We start from the raw sequence: 22,862 nt of genomic DNA on the forward strand, positions 1-22,862 counted from the left end.
TAGTCTGAGCCGTAGTAACGACCTCTAAGAAAGATGTAGCATGTAAAAGAACGTTCAATTTCGCATATTGTGCGAACTGGATGTTCTTTTTTTTTGTTAATATTGCGTGTCAATAAAAAATGAACCTTTCCAAGCAGGGCTTTGTCTATAGATTTGAAGCAGGCAGAAGTACAGAAAGGAGGGTGGATTTTGAGCGACAAAGAATTGTTCGAGATGTACAACAAGGATGTGTACCGCACCTGTTATTACATGCTCCATCATGCGCAGGATGCGGAGGACGTGTGCCACGATGTGTTCATCACCGTATTTCGGCAGGACTGGAGAAAGGTTGAATATATGAAGACGTGGTTGATGAGAATCACGGTAAACCATTGTCTTAACTTTTTGAAAAAGAAACACTCTGCTAAAGAGCGGGAGAAGAAGCAGTTTATGCTCACAGCGCAGATCACAGCTCATTCCGTAGATCAGGCAATGGAACAACTAGAGGAATCGGAAGCGTGGAAACAATGGATTCATGAATTACCCGAGAAGATACGTTCAGCTATATTGTTGCGGTATGTGAATGAACTGAGTTTGTCAGAAGCTGCCGAGATTCTAGAAGTGCCGATCGGAACGGTGAAGTCCAGAGTGTATAAAGGGCTGCGATTATTACGAAAGAAATGGGAAAAGGCCAGAAAGCTTCATCAGAAAGGGGAAGTGTATGGTGAAAAGTACAGAAAATCAATTATCTCATCATCTGAAAAATGATAAAGATATGCCTTATCCTGACTTTGATGCAATGTGGAATCAGATTAGCCAGGATCAAGAGCGTTGTCCCGCATTACATGTGTCAGGAACCAGGGAATACGCAGGACGACGTATACAATTCAAGAAGACGGTCCTGGTTGGAACAGCCGCAGTTGTGTTGTTGGCAACACCGGTATATGCCGCAGTTCATTATAACTGGGATGATCTTCTGGATGGCAGAAGTGGGATTCAGCATGCTTTACAGATGGAGCTTGGACAGCAGCTTAATCAGTCGATGACGTTAGACGGAGTAACGTTGACGCTGGATACCGCTTTTACAGATGATAACCGTACTGTCATCTTGTATACACTTGATCCGGGGAAGTATACGGGCGACAACATCGAGTTCTCCTCTATCGGTCTTCAGGGCGAGGATGGCAAGCTGATTGAGGGCAGGTATCACCATGTATATGATACGGATGACAGCAAGTTTAAGGGATACTTTGAGACCGAGTGGACACCCAAAGGCAAGCTTGCAGATGTTCACTTTACCGTGGGCGGCATTCAGATGTTAGTTCCTGCAGAGGCTCCACTTACGATTGATCCGTTGCAAAAGGATGTGCAAACCTTCAACATCGATAAGGATGGTCTGGGTACGTTAGAAGTAAGTGCGTTCAACGACAAGCAAAATCAGGTGATGTTGTCTACGTCTCTGACTTTTGAGCAACCTGAGGTTCGTGAATATGCGTTTCCACAGGTGATTATCTATGATCACGATGGAAATGTAATCAATGAAAGCACCGGTGGTGTCTTTGGTACACCGGGCGATCATGGCGAATACACAGCAGAGCAGAACTATAACCTAGAGACGTTGAAGCAATCGGCTGCATCCTATGTGCTGGCCTATAATAGACAGGAAAGTCAGATGAGTCAACCGTTTAACATCGGCATTCAGTTGGATAAGACGGAGATGCTCAGTGGAACAAGTACAAGAGCACTGAACTTACCTATGGAAGGTCTGCCAGAAGGGGCGCAGATCAAAGAAGCCATTATTACCCCTACACAGATCAGAGTGATTATTAGTCACCAGGAGAAATATATGCCATTACCCTATCTGAATTACACACTGGATGTGGAGGGAGCAACGTTGTACGGTGGGTTGATGAACAGTGGCCTGAAGTATGAAACGGAGCTTCGTTTTGAGATAACACCGGGTATGGAAGTGAATCAGGACACCCCGATCGCCTTGATCGCCAGTCACAAAATCAACCGATTCCACGGTGAATTTGAGCCGGTTACTCTGACGCAGATCAGTGAAAAGCCACAACAATTGGATACCATGCTCGGGGGTTACGTTGTTCATTGGACATATTATCGCAAAGATGGGGATTTGTATGTGGAGCGATATAGCGACGATCCTCGCTTTGGCGGGGTGAATCAGACATATATGATCGAGAACGGTAAACGAAACTATGGCAAAATGTCTAAGGCCCAATTCTCCGGTGATGGCGACAACAAAGGTATTGATCAATACAAGCAATACACATCCGATACGGCAACCGTGTACCCTTGGGCGTACAGCACAGAGGAGCCTGAACGTGAAGTATCGGTTCAATTGCAAGAGAGAACGAAATAAGATTGACAGGAAATATATGGGTGAACTATACTGGTTAGAATTTATTGATCTAAACGATAAACGCGATGATCAGGAGTACTAAGGAATATGGTTGGCCCCAGAGAACTGTCATTATGGTGTGAGGCAGTCCATCCCGTTCCCCAACTCGTCTGTGAGTGGCAGGATTGAAAGGTGTGTAAGCAGTTTATGTCTATGCTTAGGCACGGGCTAGGGTCATGCTAAGGCTATGGATTTTAGCGTACAACCAAGCTAACTGTAGATTCTGACGGTTCATCACCGTGATCAGATGCTGAGATTCTATGACAGATTCATATGTATTCAATGTATCCTGTCATGGATGAAGAAGAGTGGTACCGCGAAGGTCTAACCTGTCGCCTCTTAGCTGAGGCGGCAGGTTTTTTGCTTTTTTTTTGACCTATATATTCAGAAAAGGGTAGGTGGCTAAGGGATGAAGAGAGAGCGTATTATTGATTACTATTCAGGTTTCGATGAGTGGGGAAGGCTGGAACGAGAACCGCTTGAATTCATCATCAATATGCATTACATCAGGGAGCATCTTCCGGCTGGCGGTTGTATTCTCGATAATGGTGCTGGGCCAGGGAAATATGCCATGGAGCTGGCTAAGTTGGGGTATCGCGTTACCTTGTCTGATCTGACACCAGTATCGGTGGATATTGCACAGCAGAAGGCGCAGGAGCTCGGCGTGATGCAGCAATTTGATGGATTCCATGTGCTGGATGCAACTTCGCTCTTAGGTATCGCGGACGAAACTTATGATGCATCTCTCATGCTGGGGCCATTATATCACCTACAGACCGAAGCGGAGCGAGCGGCGGCTGTACTGGAGTTGCATAGGGTGACTAAGCGGGGAGGCGTGGTGTACATCGCGATGCAGAGCCGAATGCGCATGAGTATTAATTCGCTACGCTCACCGCAGCAATGGAAGCCAAACGATCATATGGGAGCGATCCGTTCTTTTGTAGAAAAGGGAATATTCGATCATCAGGATGAGGGACGATTTACGGGGGCGTATTACTTCAACATTCAGGACATCACCCCGTTCATGGAACAGCATGGCTTCGCGACAGAAGCGTTGATTGGTTCATCTAGCCTGGGGGCTATGCTCACAGATGAGCAGCAACAATACTGGCGGGATCGCGGCGAATATGATGAACTGATCGGTTATATGATTGAAGCGGCGAAAGACCCGTCGATCTTGGGCATCTCTTCACATCTGTTGTACATCGGAAGGAAAAAGTAGCACTCAATTAACGTTGGAAATACGTATAAGCAAGCTATGAATATAGAAAAAATAAGAAAAGTGCCCGCTGGAGACAGAGGGTACTTGTTTTTTTTCTCAAAATAGTTCAATATTAAGACATATTACAAAAGGTGATCTACTTACAATAGGTTAGATAGATGACGGATCGCTTCATAACAGGGAGGAACAGACCATGGAAATCGGAATCAGTACATTTGTGGAGACGAACCCGGATGTGAATACAGGAGAATTAATCAGTCATGCACAGCGGATTCGCGACGTAGTTGAGGAAATTGTTTTGGCAGATGAGGTGGGGCTGGATGTATATGGCGTAGGTGAACACCATCGTGTCGATTATGCCGCTTCATCACCTGCTGTTATTTTGGCAGCAGCAGCTTCACAGACGAAGAACATTCGGCTGACAAGTGCAGTAACGGTATTATCATCGGATGATCCGGTACGGGTATTTCAGGATTTTGCAACACTGGACGGCATTTCGAATGGTCGTGCAGAGATTATGGCAGGGCGGGGATCGTTTATCGAATCCTTCCCATTGTTCGGTTATGATCTGAACGATTACGACGAGTTGTTTGATGAGAAACTGGATTTATTGCTGAAATTGCGTGATTCGGAAAAAGTAACTTGGGAAGGCAAACACCGCCCTTCCTTCAACAATCTGGGTATCTATCCACGCCCGGTACAAGAGAAGTTACCGGTATGGATCGGTAGTGGTGGTAACCAAGAATCCGTTGTGCGCGCAGGGCTGCTTGGCTTGCCACTGGTGCTTGCTATTATCGGTGGTCGTCCAGTGCAATTTGCACCATTGGTACAACTGTACAAAAAGGCAGCTGCTCATGCAGGGCATGACGCATCGAAACTGACGGTTGCTTCTCACTCTCATGGCTTTATTGCAGATACAATGGATGAAGCGGTAGAGAAATTCTTCCCACCAGCACAAGCAGTAATGAACATGCTGGGACGCGAACGTGGCTGGGGGCATTACAGCCGGGCAACATTTGATGCGGCACGTAGTCTAGAAGGCGCATTGTACGTAGGTGACGTGGATACCGTAGCTCAGAAAATCATCTACCTACGCAAAGAAGTGGGCATCACCCGCTTCATGTTGCACACCCCACTCGGCACAATGCCGCATAATGAGGTTATGCGTGCGATTGAGCTGTTGGGTAAAGAGGTTGCTCCAATCGTACGCAAGGAAATTGCACGTTGGGAAGCGGAGAACGGCGAGAATAACTAATAAAATATATATCTTTTTGGGATACTTGACTTGGGAGATATAATTCCCATATAATATCCGATAACTTCAATAACTAGAAAAAGCTGTGAAGAGAAAGAGTACCATGGTGATATCTTTAAACAGAGAGCCCCGGTTGCTGAAAAGGGGTAAAGAATAACCTTGGGAAAATGGTCTCTGAGCTGCGCACCGAAACCTCATGTGGTGGTAGGCTGCGCCGGAACCCGCCACCGTTATATGGCTAGGGTATACACGCAGAGTCTGCGTCGTACCTGAAGAGGTCAATGTCGTGAGGCATTTATAAATTTGGGTGGTAACACGTGAGCACAACTCTCGTCCCTTTGGGGATGAGGGTTTTTTTGTGTCCCAAAAAAAAGGAGGTTGTTTAAAATGAAGCATGTTTTTATTGGTGGTGCTTGGCCCTACTCCAATGGTTCATTGCATTTAGGACGTCTTGCAAGTCTGCTTCCTGGTGATGTCCTTGCCCGGTATTATCGTGCGAAGGGGTCAGAAGTGCTGTATGTATCGGGAAGTGATTGTCATGGTACACCCATTGCCGTCAGGGCAGGTCAGGAAGGAGTTACACCAAGTGATATTGCTGACAGATATCATCAGGAATTTGTTGGCTGTTTCCGCAAGCTTGGATTTTCGTATGATCTGTACTCAAGAACGGATCAGGAGACGCATCACCATATCGTGCAGGAGATTTTTTCGAAATTATTACAGCAGGAATACTTGTATACTCAAACGGTTCAACAAACGTATTGTGAGATAGATCAGCGCTTTTTACCTGATCGTTATGTTGAGGGAGATTGCCCCGTTTGTGGTCATCGTGCACGAGGAGATCAATGTGATTTTTGTTCCTCCTTACTTGATCCCGTTGATTTGACCAATCGGACCTGTAAACTATGCGGACACCCTCCTGTAGAGCGTCCAACAGAGCATTACTATTTTGCACTTTCGAAATTTCAAGAGTTCTTAAGTGAGTATGTTGAACGTGCTGAGGGCTGGCGGGAGAATGCTACACAGCTAACTCGACGTTATTTGGAAGAAGGGCTACACGATCGGGCAGCTACACGTGATCTTAATTGGGGTGTGAACGTACCTATCGAGGGATTTGAAGAGAAGAAGATATATGTATGGATCGAAGCTGTATGTGGGTATTTGTCTGCAAGTAAACAATGGGCAGCAGAGACCGGAGGGCAGTGGGAGCCATTTTGGCTAGGGGAGGATCAAGATATTCTCTCTTATTATGTACATGGCAAGGATAATATCCCTTTCCATACTTTGATATGGCCAGCAATACTACAGGGAACTGGCGAGCCTCTAGATTTACCAGATCGAATTATATCTTGTGAATATATGACGTTGGAAGGCAAGAAGTTCTCGACAAGTAACAACTGGGCGGTATGGATTCCTGATATTCTTGAACGGTATCAACCGGATTCCATTCGTTATTTTCTTGTAGCCAATGGCCCGGAGAAAAGGGATGGAGATTTCTCATGGCGTGAGTTTATTCATAGTCATAATGGGGAGCTTTTAGGTGCATTCGGTAATTTCGTAAATAGAACATTGGCTTTTGTTGAGAAGTTCTATGATGGTCTCGTTCCTGAAGGTACAACAGATCTGGAGTGGGAGCGTGTAACTTCACAGCTTTATTTGAAAAGTGGTCAACTCATAGAAGAAGGCCATCTGAAGGAAGCAGTTGAGCATATTTTCACCTATATTCGTCTGGCCAACAAATATGTTGATGATACCAAACCGTGGGTTCAAATAAAGGAGGATAAGGCTGCTTGCAGAACTACATTGTCTACTTGCGTGCAGATCATAGCTAATTTATCTAATGTGTTAGAGCCGTTTGTACCTTTTGCGTGTGAGAAAATCAGAAAATTCCTTTCGTTGGAGCAACCGAGTTGGCAGCCTATCAAGGTTCCAGTCAATCGGAAGATTCATGAACTAGAGTTGTTATTTGAACGGATTGATCCCATTCGAATCGAAGAGGAAGAGCAGCGACTTACTAATCAATAACTGCATGGTTAAGCGCTGTTCACAGGAGATTGCCTCTCACGAACAGCGCCTTCATCATACAAGCATGTTAACAACAATCCATTGCACCGATGCAACTAAATCCATTAATCCATTTGCAATGCTGCAAATAGGATGCTAAACGCAGACGCACTTAATGCAATCAATTGCGGTTTAAGACCCAGTCCTTTGAAGTCGAATACGGTGGGTAACAACCAGTACAGCATAAGAAGTGTCCAGCTAGCACTCGCGATACCTGCGATGAGCAGTTGTTTGCCTGAAATATCCCGTACCGCTGACCCCAAGAGACCTGGGAACATCGTGTCACCCATTAATCTCACATTCCAATATGCAATGAGGAAGAAAATAAGTACCACCAGCATAGTACCCATAATCATCATCGTATCTTTACTCAGCCATAGCTTGATTAATGTCTGGTTTTCACGTTTCATGCCACCGAAGCCGATCAGAAAGAATATAAATCCCACAACTAGCCCTGTGCCAGAAGCGGCAGCGCAGAGAATTTGAAGGATGATTCCCGCGATACCGACAATCCATACGATCATTCCATCACCTGTTTCCAAGAATGAGGCAAGCGTGAGAAACTGTACAATTGTTTGCTACGTCAGTTCGCTACTTGTTGATTTCATTCTATATTGTTATGACCCATTGTACGCCCCATCTTCATTAGACTCAATATGAATCCACAGCATGTTAGTGCATCACAAACCACATAGGGACAGGTGGCTACTCGTCGGCTTGTTCGTAGTTTTCCCGGTGCTCCTTCTTCATTTGCACATAATCGGGATCAGACTTGGCAATCTCCCATTGTGCTTTGAAAATAGCTGCGGCCTCTGCTTTTACCTTATCGTTCTGATAAGGCAGAATGGAGCCATCTTCCTTCGAATACTTGCGTCCACCTTTATGGTTGGTATATCTTCTGGCTCGGGTGTACCCCATCTGAAGGAACTTGCGAGCCATGTCCATCCCCACAAAATCTCCTTGTTCTTTATACTCCAAAAAGAGCTCATAGATCTTCTGCGAGGATTCGGTTGCAATCTCTGGAGTTTTGAATCGCCAATGAGGAAGGATTTCGCTTTTGTATGGTTCAACCATGAGTACACCTTGCTCTCCGCGTCCTACGGTGTACAGTTCAGGTTGCTTGCGCAGGTCAAGCTCTTTGTAATTCAGATCGTAATCAAACTTTTTCATCTGCTTGTCATCCTCCTTCATAGTTTGGATTAGGGCTTGCTCTCACCTTGGGGAAGACTATTCTGTTTAGTTATTCATTGATAACGTTATACCCGCGAATATAATTTATGAAAAAGATTAATTGACATATAATATGTCGTTTGTATAATGAGAATAAGAAAGTGACATAAAATACGTCAACGGGGGAGTAATATGAGTCGAGTGAATATGGCATCAATGACGGTTCTGCAATACTTGGCGCTTGTCCATCAGTTATCTTACACCGAGTTGTGTAAAACAATCGGAATGACGCCTCAACAATTCAATGATTGGGTCAAAAAACGACGTCCAGTCCCACAAGATCGACTACAGCAAGTTGCACAATTTTTTCAAATAGACTCTTCAGTACTCGTATATGAGACAAACTATTTACGGGATCTCACTCCAGAGAACAAAGTACAGGTACAGATGATTTATATCAAGCAGCAGCTTGAGCAGGAGGGAGACGTAACTGAACAAGAGGCACTTAGACAAAAGCTCATTCAGCTACAGGAAGAGGAACGAAAACAGGCCTTAATCACTCAGTTTACAGCAGCTGTTAACCAAGCGGATGAACAGTTACTTCAGGAGTACGAGCAATTGGTAAATAGATTAAGCAACTCAGCTATTGGAGATGCACGTTTACTACGAGAGGAGGATAAGGAATGAGCACGGCTTTCACACTGCAATTACAGGGAACAACTTGGGTATGCAAAAACCAAGATGTTATCTACGATGGTGTCTATCTGTTTACAAATCAACGAGGACTAAGCAAAACAGCCTTGATGCCACCGCCCTCAATTCCTGCAACTTGGATCTCCGTCTATGGCAGTCTTACTATCTCTCAGGTAGGCAAAGAGAATCCGAATGGGGGAATAAATGAAGCGGGTCTTGTTGTTGAACAAACAACACTTTGGTCAAGTGAATATCCAACAGTTGATGAGCGTCCTGCAATAAGTGAGTTGCAGTGGATACAGTATCTTCTGGATACTAGCCGTACGGTTCAGGAAGCGTTGAAATGTGTTGAAAACATTCGCATAGCCCAGGCTACGTCTCAACTGCATTATTTAATTGCGGATCGTAGCGGAGATTACGCCATCGTTGAATTTATTAGTGGTCAGATGTTTGTGCACCGCAGACCGTTACCGTTTGCTGTGATTACCAATACAGCTTACGGTGATGCAATTCATGATTTGAAGGCAGGACAGAGTGAGTGGGCATCTATGACGGATTATGAGCGGAATTCGATGGAGCGTCTCCAAACGGTCACTGACGCTCTTGCTAGTACGAGTCCTATGCTAAACGCTGGAAACGTAATGAAGCTTTTTGATCTGCTAGGTTCCTCTAGCCGTCCAGACACCGTTTATTCTTTGGTATATGATCTCGAACATTCTGAGATTCATATAACAACTAGAAATCACGCCAATTGTATTGGAAAGATACGACTGAAGGATTTTAACTTTGATAAGTCTTCACCTGCTCAAGTATTAGATGTGCAAACGGGATGGGGAGCACATAGAGCATTGGTTTTCCAAGATTATTCGGCTGAGCTGAATATGGCAGCAGTGCGTTCCTTTTTCCGAGATCCTGTATTAACGTCTGTGTTCCAATGGGAGATTTCCGAGGAACTGATTCATCATATAGCTCATTATCCCGATTCTTGTGTCTGAACCGAGGTTAATGGTGGACAAGAGCAATCATCGTTCAGGAGGGATAACGCTATGGGAATGTCCGGCAGATATGTTGTGGTTACCGACGAATTAGTTGAATCCATCAAGGCGGGAGAAGTCAGTGTACACGATTGCCCCGTCGATCTTGATATTGATAAAGTGTGGCAGATGTTGCAGTTCACGTTGACAGGGAAAATGGCAGAAGGTGAGCCACCTCTCGGTTACGTGGTGCCGCTCGCAGGTGAGCAATATCTGGGGAATTACTCGGATATGGATCTGTTTCTACTTACGAATGAACAGGTATTGGAGGCCTACATGGCCATGGAACAATTGGATCGCGATGAATTGAAGGCACGTTTTAGCTTACAGGACATGATGGATAAAGACGTCTACCCTGCTATGGAAGGCTGGGATGAAGAGGCGACATTTCAAGAGATCATTCAGACCTTGGATGAGGTTCAGGCATTATACCAGGCGACGGCTGGGAGCGGAAACGGGATAGTCTTTTATATTTTCTAGGTGCGAAGCGGTAACCTGTTTGACCCACCTGTATTCGGGTTATTGATAGAAATAAGGCTTACGCCTTATCCTAAAAATCCGGTAGAAGAGAGGGAATAGGATATGACACAAGAGCAGAACCAGAACGCTGAGAACGAAGAGAACAAAGCCATTCAAGATGATGAACCGGATCAATTCGAAACGCCTGTAACTGCGGAAGACGAAGAGTCAACCAGCGGTAGCGATGAGAACTCTGGAACATAAGAGAAGAGCTTATCTGATATATAGTATTGTGACAAAGATCGGAAATATTTTCCGGTCTTTTTGGCATTTTTTTGTTAATTTTGTTTACAACAATTACCTATAGCCTTCATAATAGGAGTGAACCGTATTATTCGAAGGAGGAGATCATATTAAGAATCGAAGGTTAGCTAAATGGATCGCCGTGCCGCTTGTTTTAATGATGGTTGCGCTTACGGGGTGTCAGGCTGTAGGCGGAGTTGATATTAGCAAAGCAATGGCTCAGAGCACAACGGTGAAGTCTGTTGAATCCAAACAATCACTGAAAATTAACATTGAACCAGCAACGGAGCTGGCAACTGCTAAAGACCTTGAAATGATTGAGCTTATTAACTCTATTTCTCTAGATATTAGTGATGCAAAAGTGAAAGACACAAGCACAGCATCCGTTGAAGGTGCAGTTGGTTTTCAAGGGAAGAAGTTGCCTTTCCATCTCTCCATGAACGAGAAGGAAATGGTGATTGATATGGAAGGAGCACAGAAGCCTCTTTACATATCTCTGGAGTCACTTGAGGGACAGGATGACCTGCTCATGATCGATACGGAGGCACTTGAGAAGCAGATTGAAGAGCTTTCTCCTAAATTGCTGTCCTTTGTAATGAAGCATCTGTCTAATCCGAAAAACATCTCGGTAACACCAGTGCAGGAGTCCGTAAACGGTGAAACGCTTAGTCTCTCGAAATTGCACATGGAGATTACCGGTGAGGAATTGCTCGCAATGGTGAAGCCGTTCTTGGAAAGTGTAGCGAAGGACGAGCAAGGCCTGAAAGACCTGATTGGTGATCTGTATGATGTGATCGTACCGATTATCGCAGCCGTGAATCTGACAGAGCCTACCGATGGCGTTGACTTGAATGCAATGATTCCTGAATCCAAGGAAGTTGCTGTTGCCTCCATGTACGCGATGGTGAAGACAGGTCTCGACGAGATTCTGGTGAGTTATGATCAGGAGCTGGATAAGCTGTTGACCGAGACACCTGAGCTGAAAACGGTGTTTGGTACAGACACCAAGCTGGTACTCGACTATTTCCTAGACAGCAAACTCGATGTTCGTAAACAGAATTTTGAGATGAAGGTAGCGTTGCCAGCATCCCAAGACCTGCCGCTTCAATCTGTGACTGTATCAGGGGACAGTGAGCAGTGGAATATTGGCGGCGACGTGACTGTGGATGCAGTAGATACATCTGCGGGCGTACTCGATATTATGACAACAGAGATCACTCCAGGTACAATGCTGCGTAATTTCGATTCGAATTCAGTGATGTATCAGTTGTTAAAGGATGAAATGAGCATTACGAATAAACATGTGATGTTGATGCCAGAGGATGAGTACTTTGGTGTCGTGACTGAGAAAAATACAACATTTGTCCCGCTTCGTTACCTGTCTGAGGAATTGGATGCTGAGGTGAAATGGACAAAAGGTTCGGATAAGATCGTTGTAATTGACGATATCACAGGCAACGAAATTGTACTGACAGTAGGCTCTAACCAAGCCACCGTCGCAGGTGAGGAAGTCACACTAACTCACCCAGCTTATGTGAACAAAAACGGCACAACCTATGTTCCACTTCGCTTTGTAGCTGAAGCTCTCGGAGCAACAGTAGACAAGGAGAAAGAAACAGGCTGGATTTACATCGTACGTCCATAAGTGTTAAGAAGCAAAAGACCTTCTCCAGTAATAATTGGGGAAGGTCTTTTTTTCAATATTCAAAAAATGAAAGATACACTTACGTGTGTTGTAACATTTGAAGCCTTTTGCTAAATCCAGTGCTCCCAGCCGTATAACCCATCTGTGCATAAAACTCATGAGCAACCTGGCGCTCTGGTCGATTGCCGCTGTTCAGAGAAACTGTTGTGATACCATGGGCAGATGCCCAATGTTCCGCAGCTTGAATGAGAATTCGGCCAATGCCGGAGCCTCTATGTTGCTTATGAACGACTAGAGCTGCAATGCGACAATGACGACCACTTTGCTCATACATATAGAATGTTTGTAAACCAATCATACCGACTGCTCGCCCGTGTAACTCCGCCACCAGTGTCGTATAACTAGGATCTGAAGCAAGATAGGTATAGCGCTCTAGCATATCTGCATACGTTGTTGGATACCCAAGCTGATCCATGAGAGTAACCAAATCTGGGAGATCATCGGGTGAACTGTGCCTTATCGTAACATCTGTACTCATCCGCTCTTCGCCTCTTTTCGTCGTTGTTGCAGTGAGAGTTCAATAATGGAATCGAGTAGTTTGGCAAAAGAGATGCCGGCAGCGTCTGCACTCTTAGGCAGCAGACTATTTCGAGTGAGCCCAGGAAGTGTGTTGACCTCAAGCACATAAGGCATACCATCTCGGATAATCATGTCCACACGTGCATAGACGCTGCATTTTAACACGCGATAACAGGTTAATGCAGCAGCCTCCACATGTTTATGGATATCGGCAGGTAATTGAACAATGCGTTCCTCGGCGCCGCCGTCATCGTACTTGGAGGAGTAGTCGAAGAATGCTCCGCTTGACCGGATTGAGATGACAGGCAGCATGGTGCCATCCAGTATTGCACATGTAATCTCTTCACCCTCAATATATTGCTCGATCATCACCGTATCATCCCAAGCAAGTGCTGCCTCAGTAGCTTCACGAAGTGTACTGGGTTCACGTACAATCTGAGTGCCAATGCTGGAGCCACCAGAGTTAGGCTTCACGACCACAGGATAGGATAGCTGCGTCACGGTTGTGGAGGATAGCTCCTCCAGATCACTGATTTGCAGCCATTCTACCGTGGGCACACCGGCTTGCTGCATAATTCGCTTGGAGATATCCTTATCCATGCAGACGCTACTTGCAAGCACACCACAGCCTGTATAGGGAATACCTAGTGAATCGAGTGTGCCCTGAATGGTACCATCCTCACCGTATTTGCCATGTAGAGCGAGTAACGCGATATCCAGTCCTGCGGACTTTTCAATGAGCTCCCGCTTATTATTGATGACAACGGGGACAACTTCATACTTCTGTGGATCCAGGTGCGTGATCATCTCCTGTCCGGTAAGCAGAGAAATGTCCCGCTCCGAAGATGTTCCACCCATGATGACGCCAACCTTCATGCGTAATCCTCTCCATTCCATGGAATTTTTAGCAACTACATTCAACCAAACCATGCATCACTGCATCGTTCTTGCCGTCTCACCTATGATCCGAATACCTTTGCGTATGTTGTCATCGTTCACTCTGGAGAAGCCTAGACGCATCGTGTTCAGTCCCTGTCCGGGTTCGAGGTAGAAGGTATCTCCAGGTGTGAAGGTGACTCCTTTTAGTTTGCAGGCAGCAAGTAGATCCCTTGTTCGAAACGCTGCTGGAAACTGTACAAATAAGTGCAGTCCCCCTTCGCCGGAAATACGGCACATGGGGAGATGCTGGCGCAAGCAGCGAACAACCAGCTCATATTTGCGTTTATATTCGGCTCGAGCGCGCTTCAGATATTTATCGAAATTACCATTGCTCAGATATTGATAGAGCAAGGATTGATCCAGCGTTGAGGTATGAATGCTCCGAGCCCGTTTCATACTTTCCAGATAATCAATCAATGCAGCATCTGCGATGACCCAACCGACCCGTAGTCCTGGAAAGAGCACCTTGGAGAAGCTACCGAGATACACCAGTCCATTACCCTTGCCTATGCTGGCGATGAGGGGAGAGACGTGTGAGCCAGAGTATCGAAGCTCTTCATTGAACCCATCTTCGATCATGGGAACGTGATATTGATTCATTAAACGAATAATTTCAGCCCGTTTGGCGGGTGATGTGACGATGCCCGTTGGGTTATGGTAGGAAGGCACCAGATAAGCGAGATCATACGAATGCTTCATCAGTTCCTGTTCCAGTTGCCCTAGATGAAGGCCATCTGACTCCATTTCCACGCCGGTAAGGTGAAAATTATGAAGCTTTAGGTTTTTGATTGCCGTGTGGTGGGTGGGATTCTCACATAACGCTCTACCGCTTTTTTTGCGAAGAGCTCCAAGCACAAGGTCGAATCCTTCCGTGAATCCATTCGTAATGAGGATATCCTTGCCGCTCAGATCCACACCCTTGTTCTCCATATACTGCCGTAGATACTTCATAAGGGGGCGATACCCTTGAGCATATCCGTAATTCAGGAGCACTTCACCTTCAAGTGACATCCGATCGAGGAAAGCCCTCTTCACATTGTGAAGATCGAACAGCTTCTCATCTGGAGCAATGCTGGTGAACGAGATTTCCCCACGTTCGGCACCAGAGCCGTGCTTCATCAGATCGTATTGCTCTGCCTGGATTGCATAGTCGCTAACGTGATTGTTCCAGTCCAGCGTCCAACCCGAAGCTGATTCTGGTGTATCCACCGCAGCGCTGACATAGTTCCCTTTGCCTTTAACTGCATAGATCAGCCCTTCCTCTTCAAGCTCGGCATATGCGAGCAGAACGGTACTTCGGCTTACACGCATAAGCGTGCTCAGTTCTCGGGTCGAAGGAAGCTTCTGGTCTGCCTGTAGGCCGCCTTTGAGTATGAGTCGCTTCATATAATCTTTAACTTGTATATATACAGGGCGGTCGTCCGTCAATTGTAGATCGGAATACATCCCATCACTCCCTCTATGTGCTATCTTGCCATATTATAAATACGCCGGAAAGAACCACGATCCCTTTGTTTCGTGGCACGGGTGGTTCCCATTTTGAACACGCACTATTATTCAAAAGACAAATAAAAAAGCCCTGGCTTCTGCCGGGCTGTTTGGTGAAACTAGATCCTGTTTTTTCTATAGTTCTGCTGCTATAACGTTCTAAGATTGCATGGCATGACTAATCTCTCTAGGATCAAAAGCTACTTGTCCTTCTACGTGTGTCTATTTAGTTCGTACGACTATCATTGCAGGCTTTCTACATGAATCCATTGCTATAACATTCGTCAATCTAGTTCTTGCTACGTTTGCTTGCTGCAAGGGTCGAATAGATGATAAATCTAAAAGCTGTTGGCTAATTGTGACACCGACTGTACTCTTATGTGGCCACATGACGAATTCAGTATGAAAAAGAGTGCCAATCATAGGGTACAATAGACGTGAGTAGATATAAAGACGTATGTCTTAGTGCCCAATTTCTTCCTCATACCCCTATAGTACCACTTTGAATCAGGGAAGTTAACCTTTTTTTTGAAATATTTGTCGTAATAGTTGAAAAAAGCGTGAATTGTGCGTCTAATAGTGCAAATACAATAAGAATGGCTGGTTGAATGACATCTTTTACATTGAGATGCATTAGGCATCCGTCGTAATTAAAAGTAGAATTTTGGAACAAACTAACAGAATGAAATAGTCTCCTTTTACAATATGTGATAGGATGTAAGCCTATAGATAATGAGGAAGTGAGCCATTTGATTCAAATTACTGTGCCAACACCAGATGTCAGCATCACGAAGCAGGCTAATCCACAGCTTAGCCATATTTACGGGTTTACTGATTTTCATCTCATCACACGTGAACAGGGCGGCATTTATATGTTCTACAATGCTGATGAAGAGTTGTTATTTGTCGGAAAAGCGAGAAAATTAAGACCACGCATTAAGAAGCATTTTGAGGACACTGTATCCCCAATCAAGAATCACCGTGAAGAAGTGACGAAGATTGAAGTATGTCTGGTTGAAGATCCGATGGATCGTGAAATCTATGAGACATATATCATTAACACGATGCGTGCGAAATACAATGTAGATAAAGTATTGTATAAGTAAGTTTACGAGTACGAGTAAGCTGAACAAGTAAGGTAAGGTGAAACCGCACTGTTGAGGGCTATCCTTCTCAGGTGTGACTTACGGACACGGGTGTGATCTTACGGTTACATCCATGTCTAAGTTTCTCCAGAACAAGGCTGTAGTTAAGACCGAGATGAACGGGGTGCGACTGACCCTCGTGGATTGCAGGAGCTATACCGTACCCAAAGAGATGCGTATAGATGCAATAGTAGTAGTACAACAACCAACCAGCATCCAACACCAAGGTAGATTAAGCTCTAACAGAAGCACAAGTAGTAGTCATATAGGAAACAAACAATTAGAGTGTATTACGTTTTTGAGCAACAACATTACATAGAAGAGGTGATTGGTTTGATCGGTCGTAGTGGTAATCCGACACTGAAAGAAAGTACATTTGAAGGCAACAGAGGGTATGGAGATGATCGGTATCAGCAATTCATGACGATTAACGGTACAGTTAACAAGGCATTTATCACGTTGATCATTCTGCTAGGTAGTGCATTTGCTACGTGGATGATGTTTTTTAACGGACAAGAGGTGCTTCCACTGGCTTACGGTGGGCTGATCGTTGGTTTTATTCTAGCGCTAATTATTTCATTCAAACCAGTAGCTGCTCCCTACCTTGTACCGATCTATGCCATCGCAGAAGGTATGTTCCTCGGTGCGTTCTCCGCAGCATATGAATCGTTGTACAACGGAATTACGTTGCAGGCTGCTCTGTTGACGATGGCTGTCTTTGTCGCATTACTAGTGGCCTACAAAACAAGATTGATTAAGGCGACGGAGAACTTTAAGCTGGGCGTTGTGGCTGCAACTGGCGGTATTATGATTATGTATCTTCTAAGCTTCGTACTGCGTTTATTCGGAATTACAGTACCTTACTTGCATGACAATAGTCTGATTGGTATCGGCATTTCGGTGGTGATCGTCATTGTGGCGGCGCTGAATCTGGTGCTTGATTTTGACTTTATCGAGCATGGGGCAGAGCAGGGAGCACCCAAATATATGGAGTGGTATGGAGCATTTGGTTTAATGGTCACGCTGGTGTGGCTGTACATTGAGATTATCCGTCTCCTCAGCAAACTTCGGAGCAGAAACTAGGAGCGGGCTTGGTTGATTAGGTGGATTGCTAAGACCAAGCCTGTAAGAATCAGTAATAGAGCTAACGAGCTAACGCGTGTCTATACACGACGTTGGCTTTTTTTGTTTATACTCCTTAATTAGTAGGATAACCATACGAATTTCACAGATATAGATTGACCTTACGAAAAATAATATGATACCTTAAATGATAATTGTTCTCATTTATCAGAAAGGAGTCATCTCATGATATTCGATAAGGGAACACATGCCGCTAAACCAACACATGCTGAATCAAGAGCAGTGACGAGCCGAAGCACCAAGACAGATATCGCTAAAGTTAAGACATATATGGCTCAACATTATAACTTACCATTATCTATTGCTGATCTGGCGGCAAGAGCCAATATCAGTCCTAAATACTTTGTAGATTTATTCAAGAAAACTTATGGGCAGAGTGCCATGGAGTACTTAACCGATCTTCGCATTAATCATGCCAAGCGATATCTGAAGGAGTCTGGAGATAAGTTACGCGACATCGCACTGAAGGTGGGGTATAGCGACGAGTATTATTTTAGCCGGAAATTTAAAAAAGAAGTGGGCATTTCTCCATCAGATTATGCAAGAAATACGAAGAAACGCATCGCCACATACTCCTCCAATATGATTGGACAGCTTCTGGCGCTCGGTGTCATGCCTGTTGCTGCGCCCATCGATTCGAAGTGGACAGCATATTATTATAATGTGTATCGCACAGAGATCCCATCTCATCTGAAACTGACAGATCCATATACAAGCTGGCGAATGGAAGCAAATGTGGAGAAACTGGTGCATATTCGCCCAGACGCCATTATTGGCAATGATCAGATTAGTGAGCAGGATGAGGCGAAGCTGGCCGAGATTGCTCCGTGCTGTGTCGTACCTAAGCATCCATCGGATTGGCGTACGCAATTGCGTACGATTGCTACTTTTTTGGAACGGGAAGAGCAGGCAGAACAATGGATCAATGCATATCATCAGCGGGCGCAAGAAGCGCGGGAACATGTACAGAAGGAAATGGGTCAGGAAAAGGTACTCGTACTTCGTGTGTATGGCCAGCACCTCTATCTCTACAGCAATCCGGGTATACAAGAGGTATTTCATCATGCGCTCCAACTAGATACAATGCTGGATATGAACGCTAATGTACCTATAACAATGGAGCAACTCGCTGCGATGAATCCAGACCACATGCTCGTGATGGTGTGTCCTGAAGCGGCATCACGGGCAACATGGCTCAGCTTACAGCATTCGCCTATATGGCGACGGCTTAAGGCAGCACAGCATTATCAGATCCACCTGATTGCAGGTGATCCGTGGTTCGACTACTCTGCTGTCGGCGTGATGCGTATGCTCAGCGAAGCTTTGCTTATGTTTACGGGATATTGTCCAAATGGTTATCTGGATACTGTCCATGGTGATTCACGAGTGACATGACATATAATCCTACTATCTAAATGAGAATGTTTATCAAGGGGGATATATCATGTTTCCACAGAGTCAACCAAAGGGACAGCCATTTGTTGCTCAAAAACTACGTCATGTACGGGTGTCTGTCTTCGTTTTACTATTGCTTATCGCGGGTCTATTATCTGCCTGTAGTTCCAATTCGAGTGCAGAGCAAACCGGGGAATTGCAGCAAGAGCAGCCGGCAACGGAAGCCGCAGCGCCAGCATCCTCTAACACAGATGTGGAGGAAGATCAGGCTCAGGAGGCAGTGGGGGAGCGTACAGTAAAGGATGAGCTAGGCCATGATGTCATTGTCCCGGCTAATGTAGAGCGAGTCTTCGCACCCTATCTGGAAGATTCCCTGCTCACGCTAGGAGTTAAACCTGTTGCACAATGGGCGAGCGGCACGCAGGGGCATGTGTATTTGCAGGATCAGTTAAGCGATGTTCCAACGCTCGACTTCTCCAGCGGGTTGCCTGCGCCTGAGGCATTAATGGCGTTCAACCCGGATTTTATTATTTTGCATACAGCGAATTATGCTGAGAATGGTGTGTACGAGAGCTATTCCAAGATCGCACCAACCTATGTATTTAGCAACGCTTCGGGTGATGTAGAGAAGTCCTTGGAGGTCATCGGCGATCTGTTGGGTAAATCCGCTGAGGCGAAACAGGCGATTGAAGACTATCATGCAGAAGTCGAATCAGCCAAAGCCAAACTGGCTCAAGTGACGGAGGGTAAAAAGGCAGCGATCATCCGGTTTGCCCCGCGTGGCATCACCTTGATGGGAGGAAACTATTTCAGCGGTTATGTCGTGTACGAGCAGCTTGGCTTAGGGAAGCCAGCATTGGTGGAGACGGAGAATAGCGCGATGGTATCGACCGAGATATTGCCTGAGATCGATGCAGATTTTATTTTCACGGTAGAGCAAGGCCCTGGTAGCATGAAAGAAATGACGGAGACCGCAGTATGGAAAGGTATTCCTGCCGTAAAAGCAGGAAATGTGTACGCCGTTGAACCGGCCTCTTGGCTAGGCGGTGGATTGATCGCATATCGACGTGTAATTGATGATACGTTAAAGGCATTGACGGAATAATAGAGAGTTGAAGTGGCTCCCATAGAGGTGCTGGTAAGGAGGATTAACGATCATGACGTTTCAGTCCAAGAAACCCCAATTAGATGCACCTAAACAAGAAAATGCACGAAGTGTGGTGAAGATTCCACGCGCCGAACAATGGAGTATGAGCCCCAGCACAGGAGGTCATGCGTATCAGATTATGGTTTATGAGCCAGCGGAGGAAGCCCCTGCGTCAGGGTATCCGGTCATCTATGTGCTGGATGCGAATGCTGTATTCGGTACGATGGTAGAAGCCGTTCGTCTGCAGGGTCGTAGACCAGAGAAGACGGGAGTAATCCCGGCCATTATTGTAGGCATCGGTTATCCAACAGAGGCGACCTTCTCGCCTCATCGGTATGCTGATTATACCCCGGAGGCCACTACGGAGTATACAAATCAACCGGATGGTACACCTCTGCCGCCGCAGGGAGGAGCGGATCGATTTTTACAGTTTATTGAAGATGAATTGAAACCGAGAATAGAATCACAATATCGAATTAATCGGAGCAGACAAGCGATCTTTGGCCATTCTCTGGGCGGGTTGTTCGTTCTACATACACTGCTGACGAAGCCAGAAGCTTTTCGTTATTATATCGCTGGCAGTCCGTCACTGCATTGGAATCAGAAGCTGATGCAGACGGAGGAAGAGGCATTTATTGCTCGTTTGGATTCCGATCCGATTCAGGCCGAGGTATGGATTGGCATAGGAGAGCAGGAAAAGATCCATCCTGCTGGTAATAACGGGAGAGCCTTAGGGCTTACGGAGCGTCTATCTAGCTTGCATCATCCGGGTTTGACGATTCAATTCACAGAGTTTGAAGGAGAGAATCACGTATCGGTGTTACCTTTTCTAATTAGTCGTTCGCTTCGTTTGGCATGTAGCCCGGAGACCATCTGAGGTATAAAATACAACACAAAAATAGGGGGCGATTGCCCCTTATTTGCGTATCGCTTGAAGTACATCCTGGACAGTGACCACATCGTACTCTGTAGGCAATGCTGTTCCTACAGAACAGGCTGCCAGCATATGTCCATCATCCAGTCGCTCGCTGTGAAAACGATAGGCTTCATCCTGCTCACAATGCCAATCTCCCTGATCATTGGGAAGAATGGCGAAGGAGTCCAGCGGTATGGAGAGCCCTTTGCCTACGGCCTTAATGTAGCTCTCCTTGAGCGTCCATAGTCGATAGAAGGTTTCAACCTGCATATCGGCCGGTTGGCTGATCAGGTAACGATGCTCCTGCGGAGCGAAGAAACGGTCTGCAATCTGAAGGTCAATCGGGTTAGTTTGCTCCACATCAATGCCCACAAGACCATGTCCGCCCGAGATCATAACAACCCAGTCTCCAGAATGAGAGAGGTTAAAGGGGTGCTCTGCATGTTCGTTCAGGAAAGGCTTTCCGTACGCATTTCGGATAAACGATATTTTCTTCGCCTGCCCACCAATCTGATCTGCTAACGTAACCCGAGCCAATGCTTCACCAAGGACAGATCGATAAGCGTCCGCCTGATGTACATAACGGGCTGCACCCGCACGTCGCTCAGTGGCGACCATAGAGAGCAATAGTTCCCAATCGTCTTCCAGCAGTATTGAAGGTACTTGCATAACCTGTATCTTAATCATCATTTATCACCTGTCGATGTATTCGGCATTTGGCAGCAACAATCCTGTTTAACACATGGAGCTACCCGGTAGTGCGGCAGCATCAAAGGCAACAGTCTGCCCTAATAAGCGGTACCTTACATGCAAAGTCTCTCCAACCCGCTTGCTTAAAACACCGTACGTATAAGGTTATCAGCCCTGTTGTGTCTTCTTCCAGTCCTCGTGTGCAGTCTGTACCTGCTTCCACATCTCTTCGCGTTCCATCTTACTGTACCGTACCAATGGTTCATGGAATACGTCAGTGAGAGTGCTAATCCACTCGTTGAAGGTTCTAATCTCCATCTTACGAATACCCTCAGCATCATGGATTCGTAGCATACATCCACGTAGTTCATGACTACGCTGGGCATCTCTTTGACGAAGAAGAAATGTGTTATGCCAAGGTGACTGGATCGACTGGCTGTAGAATTCATGCTTCGGAATGAACTCATCCAGTTGGCCGACCCAATCCGGGGCATAGTCGACACCTAGACTCGGACCGTTCGGTTCATATTCGAGCCTCCAACCCTCCGCAGCTACTGATGATGGAATTAGATTATACGTGAAAGGTGCCTGCCCGTAGGTACCATAACGCAAGGGAAGCGGCTGAAATGGCATACCACCAAGCCCAACATCTAAAATCCATTGTTCATCTGGATTTTCTGATCCTGGTATTAATACAGACAACCCTAAATGAAACGAGTTAACACGTGGTTGCTCCCCATGGGGTTGAACACCTGCACGATGCCATCGCACAGTATATCCAAGTGAGTGAAGCAGCACGCTAAACGCGCCATTCAAGTGAAAACAGTATCCGCTACGCCCGTTCAACATGAGCTCTACAGATTCTCGAAGGTGAATTCCGGCGGGGCGACCTGCAAAAATATCAACGGTCTGCCAGGACAGGTACTCTACATGTGCCGCTTGCAGCTCGGATAGAAATTCAAGTGTTGGCGGCTTTATCTCATCCATACCTATCCGTTTAAGATAGGCTTTAATTTCAGTTGGATTCAACGTGTACATTGGCCTAACCTCCAATCATATGTGGAGCCACCATGTTTCATTGATAATGGCTCCTTCATCTATTGTAGGTACGGCACAGGTTACTGAACACCGCTGTTTCTCTCCATTGTACCGGTACAATTTTGTGTAAGCAGAG

22 protein-coding genes and 1 other annotated feature are annotated in these 22,862 nt (G+C 45.7%); of the genes, 15 read left to right on the forward strand and 7 right to left on the reverse strand.

From position 1 onward, the window contains the following. Positions 1-189: 189 nt before the first annotated feature. The 5 genes from ASD24_RS28040 to metG all read left to right on the forward strand — a co-directional run bounded on the left by ASD24_RS28040 (position 190) and on the right by metG (position 6,903). Positions 190-747 (forward strand): RNA polymerase sigma factor, encoded by a 558-nt coding sequence (locus ASD24_RS28040; protein WP_056703223.1) that lies wholly within the window; start codon positions 190-192, stop codon positions 745-747. Further along, positions 701-2,362 (forward strand): DUF4179 domain-containing protein, encoded by a 1,662-nt coding sequence (locus ASD24_RS28045; RefSeq protein WP_056703225.1) that lies wholly within the window; start codon positions 701-703, stop codon positions 2,360-2,362. Before ASD24_RS28040 ends, ASD24_RS28045 begins: the two co-directional genes overlap by 47 nt. A 448-nt stretch (positions 2,363-2,810) precedes the next feature. Then, on the forward strand, positions 2,811-3,623 hold the full coding sequence (locus ASD24_RS28050; protein WP_056703228.1) for a class I SAM-dependent methyltransferase: 813 nt from the start codon (positions 2,811-2,813) through the stop codon (positions 3,621-3,623). A gap of 193 nt (positions 3,624-3,816) precedes the next feature. Continuing rightward, positions 3,817-4,878: an LLM class flavin-dependent oxidoreductase gene (locus ASD24_RS28055; RefSeq protein WP_056703232.1), complete on the forward strand. Its 1,062-nt coding sequence runs from the start codon at positions 3,817-3,819 to the stop codon at positions 4,876-4,878. A gap of 76 nt (positions 4,879-4,954) precedes the next feature. Further along, positions 4,955-5,219 (forward strand) — a binding site (T-box leader). A 46-nt stretch (positions 5,220-5,265) separates the two neighbouring features. After that, complete coding sequence (metG, locus tag ASD24_RS28060) at positions 5,266-6,903, forward strand: methionine--tRNA ligase (RefSeq protein WP_056703235.1); 1,638 nt, start codon at positions 5,266-5,268, stop codon at positions 6,901-6,903. A 104-nt stretch (positions 6,904-7,007) separates the two neighbouring features. On the opposite strand, the gene ASD24_RS28065 is transcribed toward metG, so the two are convergent. Beyond that, on the reverse strand, positions 7,008-7,466 hold the full coding sequence (locus ASD24_RS28065) for a hypothetical protein (protein ID WP_056703238.1): 459 nt from the start codon (positions 7,464-7,466) through the stop codon (positions 7,008-7,010). A 181-nt stretch (positions 7,467-7,647) separates the two neighbouring features. Further along, complete coding sequence (locus tag ASD24_RS28070) at positions 7,648-8,112, reverse strand: DUF4385 domain-containing protein (RefSeq protein WP_056703241.1); 465 nt, start codon at positions 8,110-8,112, stop codon at positions 7,648-7,650. A gap of 192 nt (positions 8,113-8,304) precedes the next feature. Here ASD24_RS28070 and ASD24_RS28075 point away from each other — a divergent pair, with 192 nt between their 5' ends. From ASD24_RS28075 to ASD24_RS28090, 5 genes are all read left to right on the forward strand, one after another. Next, positions 8,305-8,799 carry a helix-turn-helix transcriptional regulator gene (locus ASD24_RS28075; protein WP_056703245.1) on the forward strand — a complete coding sequence of 165 codons (495 nt, stop codon included), beginning with the start codon at positions 8,305-8,307 and terminating at the stop codon, positions 8,797-8,799. Next, positions 8,796-9,800: a carcinine hydrolase/isopenicillin-N N-acyltransferase family protein gene (locus ASD24_RS28080; RefSeq protein WP_056703248.1), complete on the forward strand. Its 1,005-nt coding sequence runs from the start codon at positions 8,796-8,798 to the stop codon at positions 9,798-9,800. The genes ASD24_RS28075 and ASD24_RS28080 overlap by 4 nt, the downstream gene beginning before the upstream one ends. A gap of 51 nt (positions 9,801-9,851) precedes the next feature. Next, complete coding sequence (locus ASD24_RS28085; RefSeq protein ID WP_056703250.1) at positions 9,852-10,319, forward strand: YfbM family protein; 468 nt, start codon at positions 9,852-9,854, stop codon at positions 10,317-10,319. Between the two features lie 102 nt (positions 10,320-10,421). Continuing rightward, positions 10,422-10,562 carry a hypothetical protein gene (locus tag ASD24_RS30510; RefSeq protein WP_156395579.1) on the forward strand — a complete coding sequence of 47 codons (141 nt, stop codon included), beginning with the start codon at positions 10,422-10,424 and terminating at the stop codon, positions 10,560-10,562. 196 nt (positions 10,563-10,758) lie between these two features. Next, on the forward strand, positions 10,759-12,246 hold the full coding sequence (locus ASD24_RS28090; RefSeq protein ID WP_056703254.1) for a copper amine oxidase N-terminal domain-containing protein: 1,488 nt from the start codon (positions 10,759-10,761) through the stop codon (positions 12,244-12,246). Between the two features lie 79 nt (positions 12,247-12,325). Here ASD24_RS28090 and ASD24_RS28095 read toward each other — a convergent pair whose 3' ends face one another. Genes ASD24_RS28095 through pdxR form a run of 3 tightly spaced genes read right to left on the reverse strand, consistent with a single transcriptional unit; the run spans position 12,326 to position 15,210 of the window. Further along, complete coding sequence (locus ASD24_RS28095) at positions 12,326-12,784, reverse strand: GNAT family N-acetyltransferase (protein WP_235540941.1); 459 nt, start codon at positions 12,782-12,784, stop codon at positions 12,326-12,328. Then, on the reverse strand, positions 12,781-13,701 hold the full coding sequence (locus ASD24_RS28100) for a D-alanine--D-alanine ligase (protein ID WP_056703257.1): 921 nt from the start codon (positions 13,699-13,701) through the stop codon (positions 12,781-12,783). Before ASD24_RS28100 ends, ASD24_RS28095 begins: the two co-directional genes overlap by 4 nt. A gap of 57 nt (positions 13,702-13,758) precedes the next feature. Then, complete coding sequence (pdxR, locus tag ASD24_RS28105; protein ID WP_056703259.1) at positions 13,759-15,210, reverse strand: MocR-like pyridoxine biosynthesis transcription factor PdxR; 1,452 nt, start codon at positions 15,208-15,210, stop codon at positions 13,759-13,761. Positions 15,211-16,001: 791 nt separating this feature from the next. Between pdxR and ASD24_RS28110 the strand changes: the two genes are divergently transcribed. The 5 genes from ASD24_RS28110 (at position 16,002) to ASD24_RS28130 (ending at position 20,959) form a co-directional block, all read left to right on the forward strand. Further along, positions 16,002-16,358: a nucleotide excision repair endonuclease gene (locus tag ASD24_RS28110; RefSeq protein WP_056703262.1), complete on the forward strand. Its 357-nt coding sequence runs from the start codon at positions 16,002-16,004 to the stop codon at positions 16,356-16,358. Between the two features lie 372 nt (positions 16,359-16,730). Beyond that, the gene (locus ASD24_RS28115) at positions 16,731-17,480 is read left to right on the forward strand and encodes a Bax inhibitor-1/YccA family protein (protein ID WP_056703562.1); all 750 of its coding nucleotides are present in this window, start codon (positions 16,731-16,733) and stop codon (positions 17,478-17,480) included. 225 nt (positions 17,481-17,705) lie between these two features. Beyond that, a complete protein-coding gene (locus tag ASD24_RS28120) occupies positions 17,706-18,935 on the forward strand; it encodes an ABC transporter substrate-binding protein (protein WP_056703266.1) in 1,230 nt (409 codons plus the stop codon). A gap of 49 nt (positions 18,936-18,984) precedes the next feature. Then, positions 18,985-20,040 carry an ABC transporter substrate-binding protein gene (locus ASD24_RS28125; protein WP_082560603.1) on the forward strand — a complete coding sequence of 352 codons (1,056 nt, stop codon included), beginning with the start codon at positions 18,985-18,987 and terminating at the stop codon, positions 20,038-20,040. A gap of 52 nt (positions 20,041-20,092) precedes the next feature. Continuing rightward, positions 20,093-20,959 carry an alpha/beta hydrolase gene (locus ASD24_RS28130; protein ID WP_056703269.1) on the forward strand — a complete coding sequence of 289 codons (867 nt, stop codon included), beginning with the start codon at positions 20,093-20,095 and terminating at the stop codon, positions 20,957-20,959. A gap of 39 nt (positions 20,960-20,998) precedes the next feature. Here ASD24_RS28130 and ASD24_RS28135 read toward each other — a convergent pair whose 3' ends face one another. Next, complete coding sequence (locus tag ASD24_RS28135) at positions 20,999-21,688, reverse strand: 4'-phosphopantetheinyl transferase family protein (protein WP_082560604.1); 690 nt, start codon at positions 21,686-21,688, stop codon at positions 20,999-21,001. Positions 21,689-21,856: 168 nt separating this feature from the next. Continuing rightward, entirely contained in the window at positions 21,857-22,726 is an 870-nt protein-coding gene (locus tag ASD24_RS28140; RefSeq protein WP_056703274.1) for an arylamine N-acetyltransferase family protein, read from the reverse strand. Positions 22,727-22,862 lie beyond the last annotated feature (136 nt).

It is taken from the genome of Paenibacillus sp. Root52 (assembly GCF_001426865.1).
Taxonomy (GTDB): Bacteria; Bacillota; Bacilli; order Paenibacillales; family Paenibacillaceae; genus Paenibacillus.

Excerpts from the sequence above, each read along its gene's own strand:
- ASD24_RS28125 (WP_082560603.1), top strand. The coding sequence starts at position 18,985 with ATGTTTCCACAGAGTCAACCAAAGGGACAGCCATTTGTTGCTCAAAAA.
- ASD24_RS28070 (WP_056703241.1), bottom strand. The coding sequence starts at position 8,112 with ATGAAAAAGTTTGATTACGATCTGAATTACAAAGAGCTTGACCTGCGC.
- metG (WP_056703235.1), top strand. The coding sequence starts at position 5,266 with ATGAAGCATGTTTTTATTGGTGGTGCTTGGCCCTACTCCAATGGTTCA.
- pdxR (WP_056703259.1), bottom strand. The coding sequence starts at position 15,210 with ATGTATTCCGATCTACAATTGACGGACGACCGCCCTGTATATATACAA.
- ASD24_RS28130 (WP_056703269.1), top strand. The coding sequence starts at position 20,093 with ATGACGTTTCAGTCCAAGAAACCCCAATTAGATGCACCTAAACAAGAA.
- ASD24_RS28090 (WP_056703254.1), top strand. The coding sequence starts at position 10,759 with ATGATGGTTGCGCTTACGGGGTGTCAGGCTGTAGGCGGAGTTGATATT.
- ASD24_RS28080 (WP_056703248.1), top strand. The coding sequence starts at position 8,796 with ATGAGCACGGCTTTCACACTGCAATTACAGGGAACAACTTGGGTATGC.
- ASD24_RS28135 (WP_082560604.1), bottom strand. The coding sequence starts at position 21,688 with ATGATGATTAAGATACAGGTTATGCAAGTACCTTCAATACTGCTGGAA.
- ASD24_RS28075 (WP_056703245.1), top strand. The coding sequence starts at position 8,305 with ATGAGTCGAGTGAATATGGCATCAATGACGGTTCTGCAATACTTGGCG.
- ASD24_RS28140 (WP_056703274.1), bottom strand. The coding sequence starts at position 22,726 with ATGTACACGTTGAATCCAACTGAAATTAAAGCCTATCTTAAACGGATA.
- ASD24_RS28050 (WP_056703228.1), top strand. The coding sequence starts at position 2,811 with ATGAAGAGAGAGCGTATTATTGATTACTATTCAGGTTTCGATGAGTGG.
- ASD24_RS28065 (WP_056703238.1), bottom strand. The coding sequence starts at position 7,466 with ATGATCGTATGGATTGTCGGTATCGCGGGAATCATCCTTCAAATTCTC.
- ASD24_RS30510 (WP_156395579.1), top strand. The coding sequence starts at position 10,422 with ATGACACAAGAGCAGAACCAGAACGCTGAGAACGAAGAGAACAAAGCC.
- ASD24_RS28055 (WP_056703232.1), top strand. The coding sequence starts at position 3,817 with ATGGAAATCGGAATCAGTACATTTGTGGAGACGAACCCGGATGTGAAT.
- ASD24_RS28095 (WP_235540941.1), bottom strand. The coding sequence starts at position 12,784 with ATGAGTACAGATGTTACGATAAGGCACAGTTCACCCGATGATCTCCCA.
- ASD24_RS28100 (WP_056703257.1), bottom strand. The coding sequence starts at position 13,701 with ATGAAGGTTGGCGTCATCATGGGTGGAACATCTTCGGAGCGGGACATT.
- ASD24_RS28085 (WP_056703250.1), top strand. The coding sequence starts at position 9,852 with ATGGGAATGTCCGGCAGATATGTTGTGGTTACCGACGAATTAGTTGAA.
- ASD24_RS28045 (WP_056703225.1), top strand. The coding sequence starts at position 701 with ATGGTGAAAAGTACAGAAAATCAATTATCTCATCATCTGAAAAATGAT.
- ASD24_RS28120 (WP_056703266.1), top strand. The coding sequence starts at position 17,706 with ATGATATTCGATAAGGGAACACATGCCGCTAAACCAACACATGCTGAA.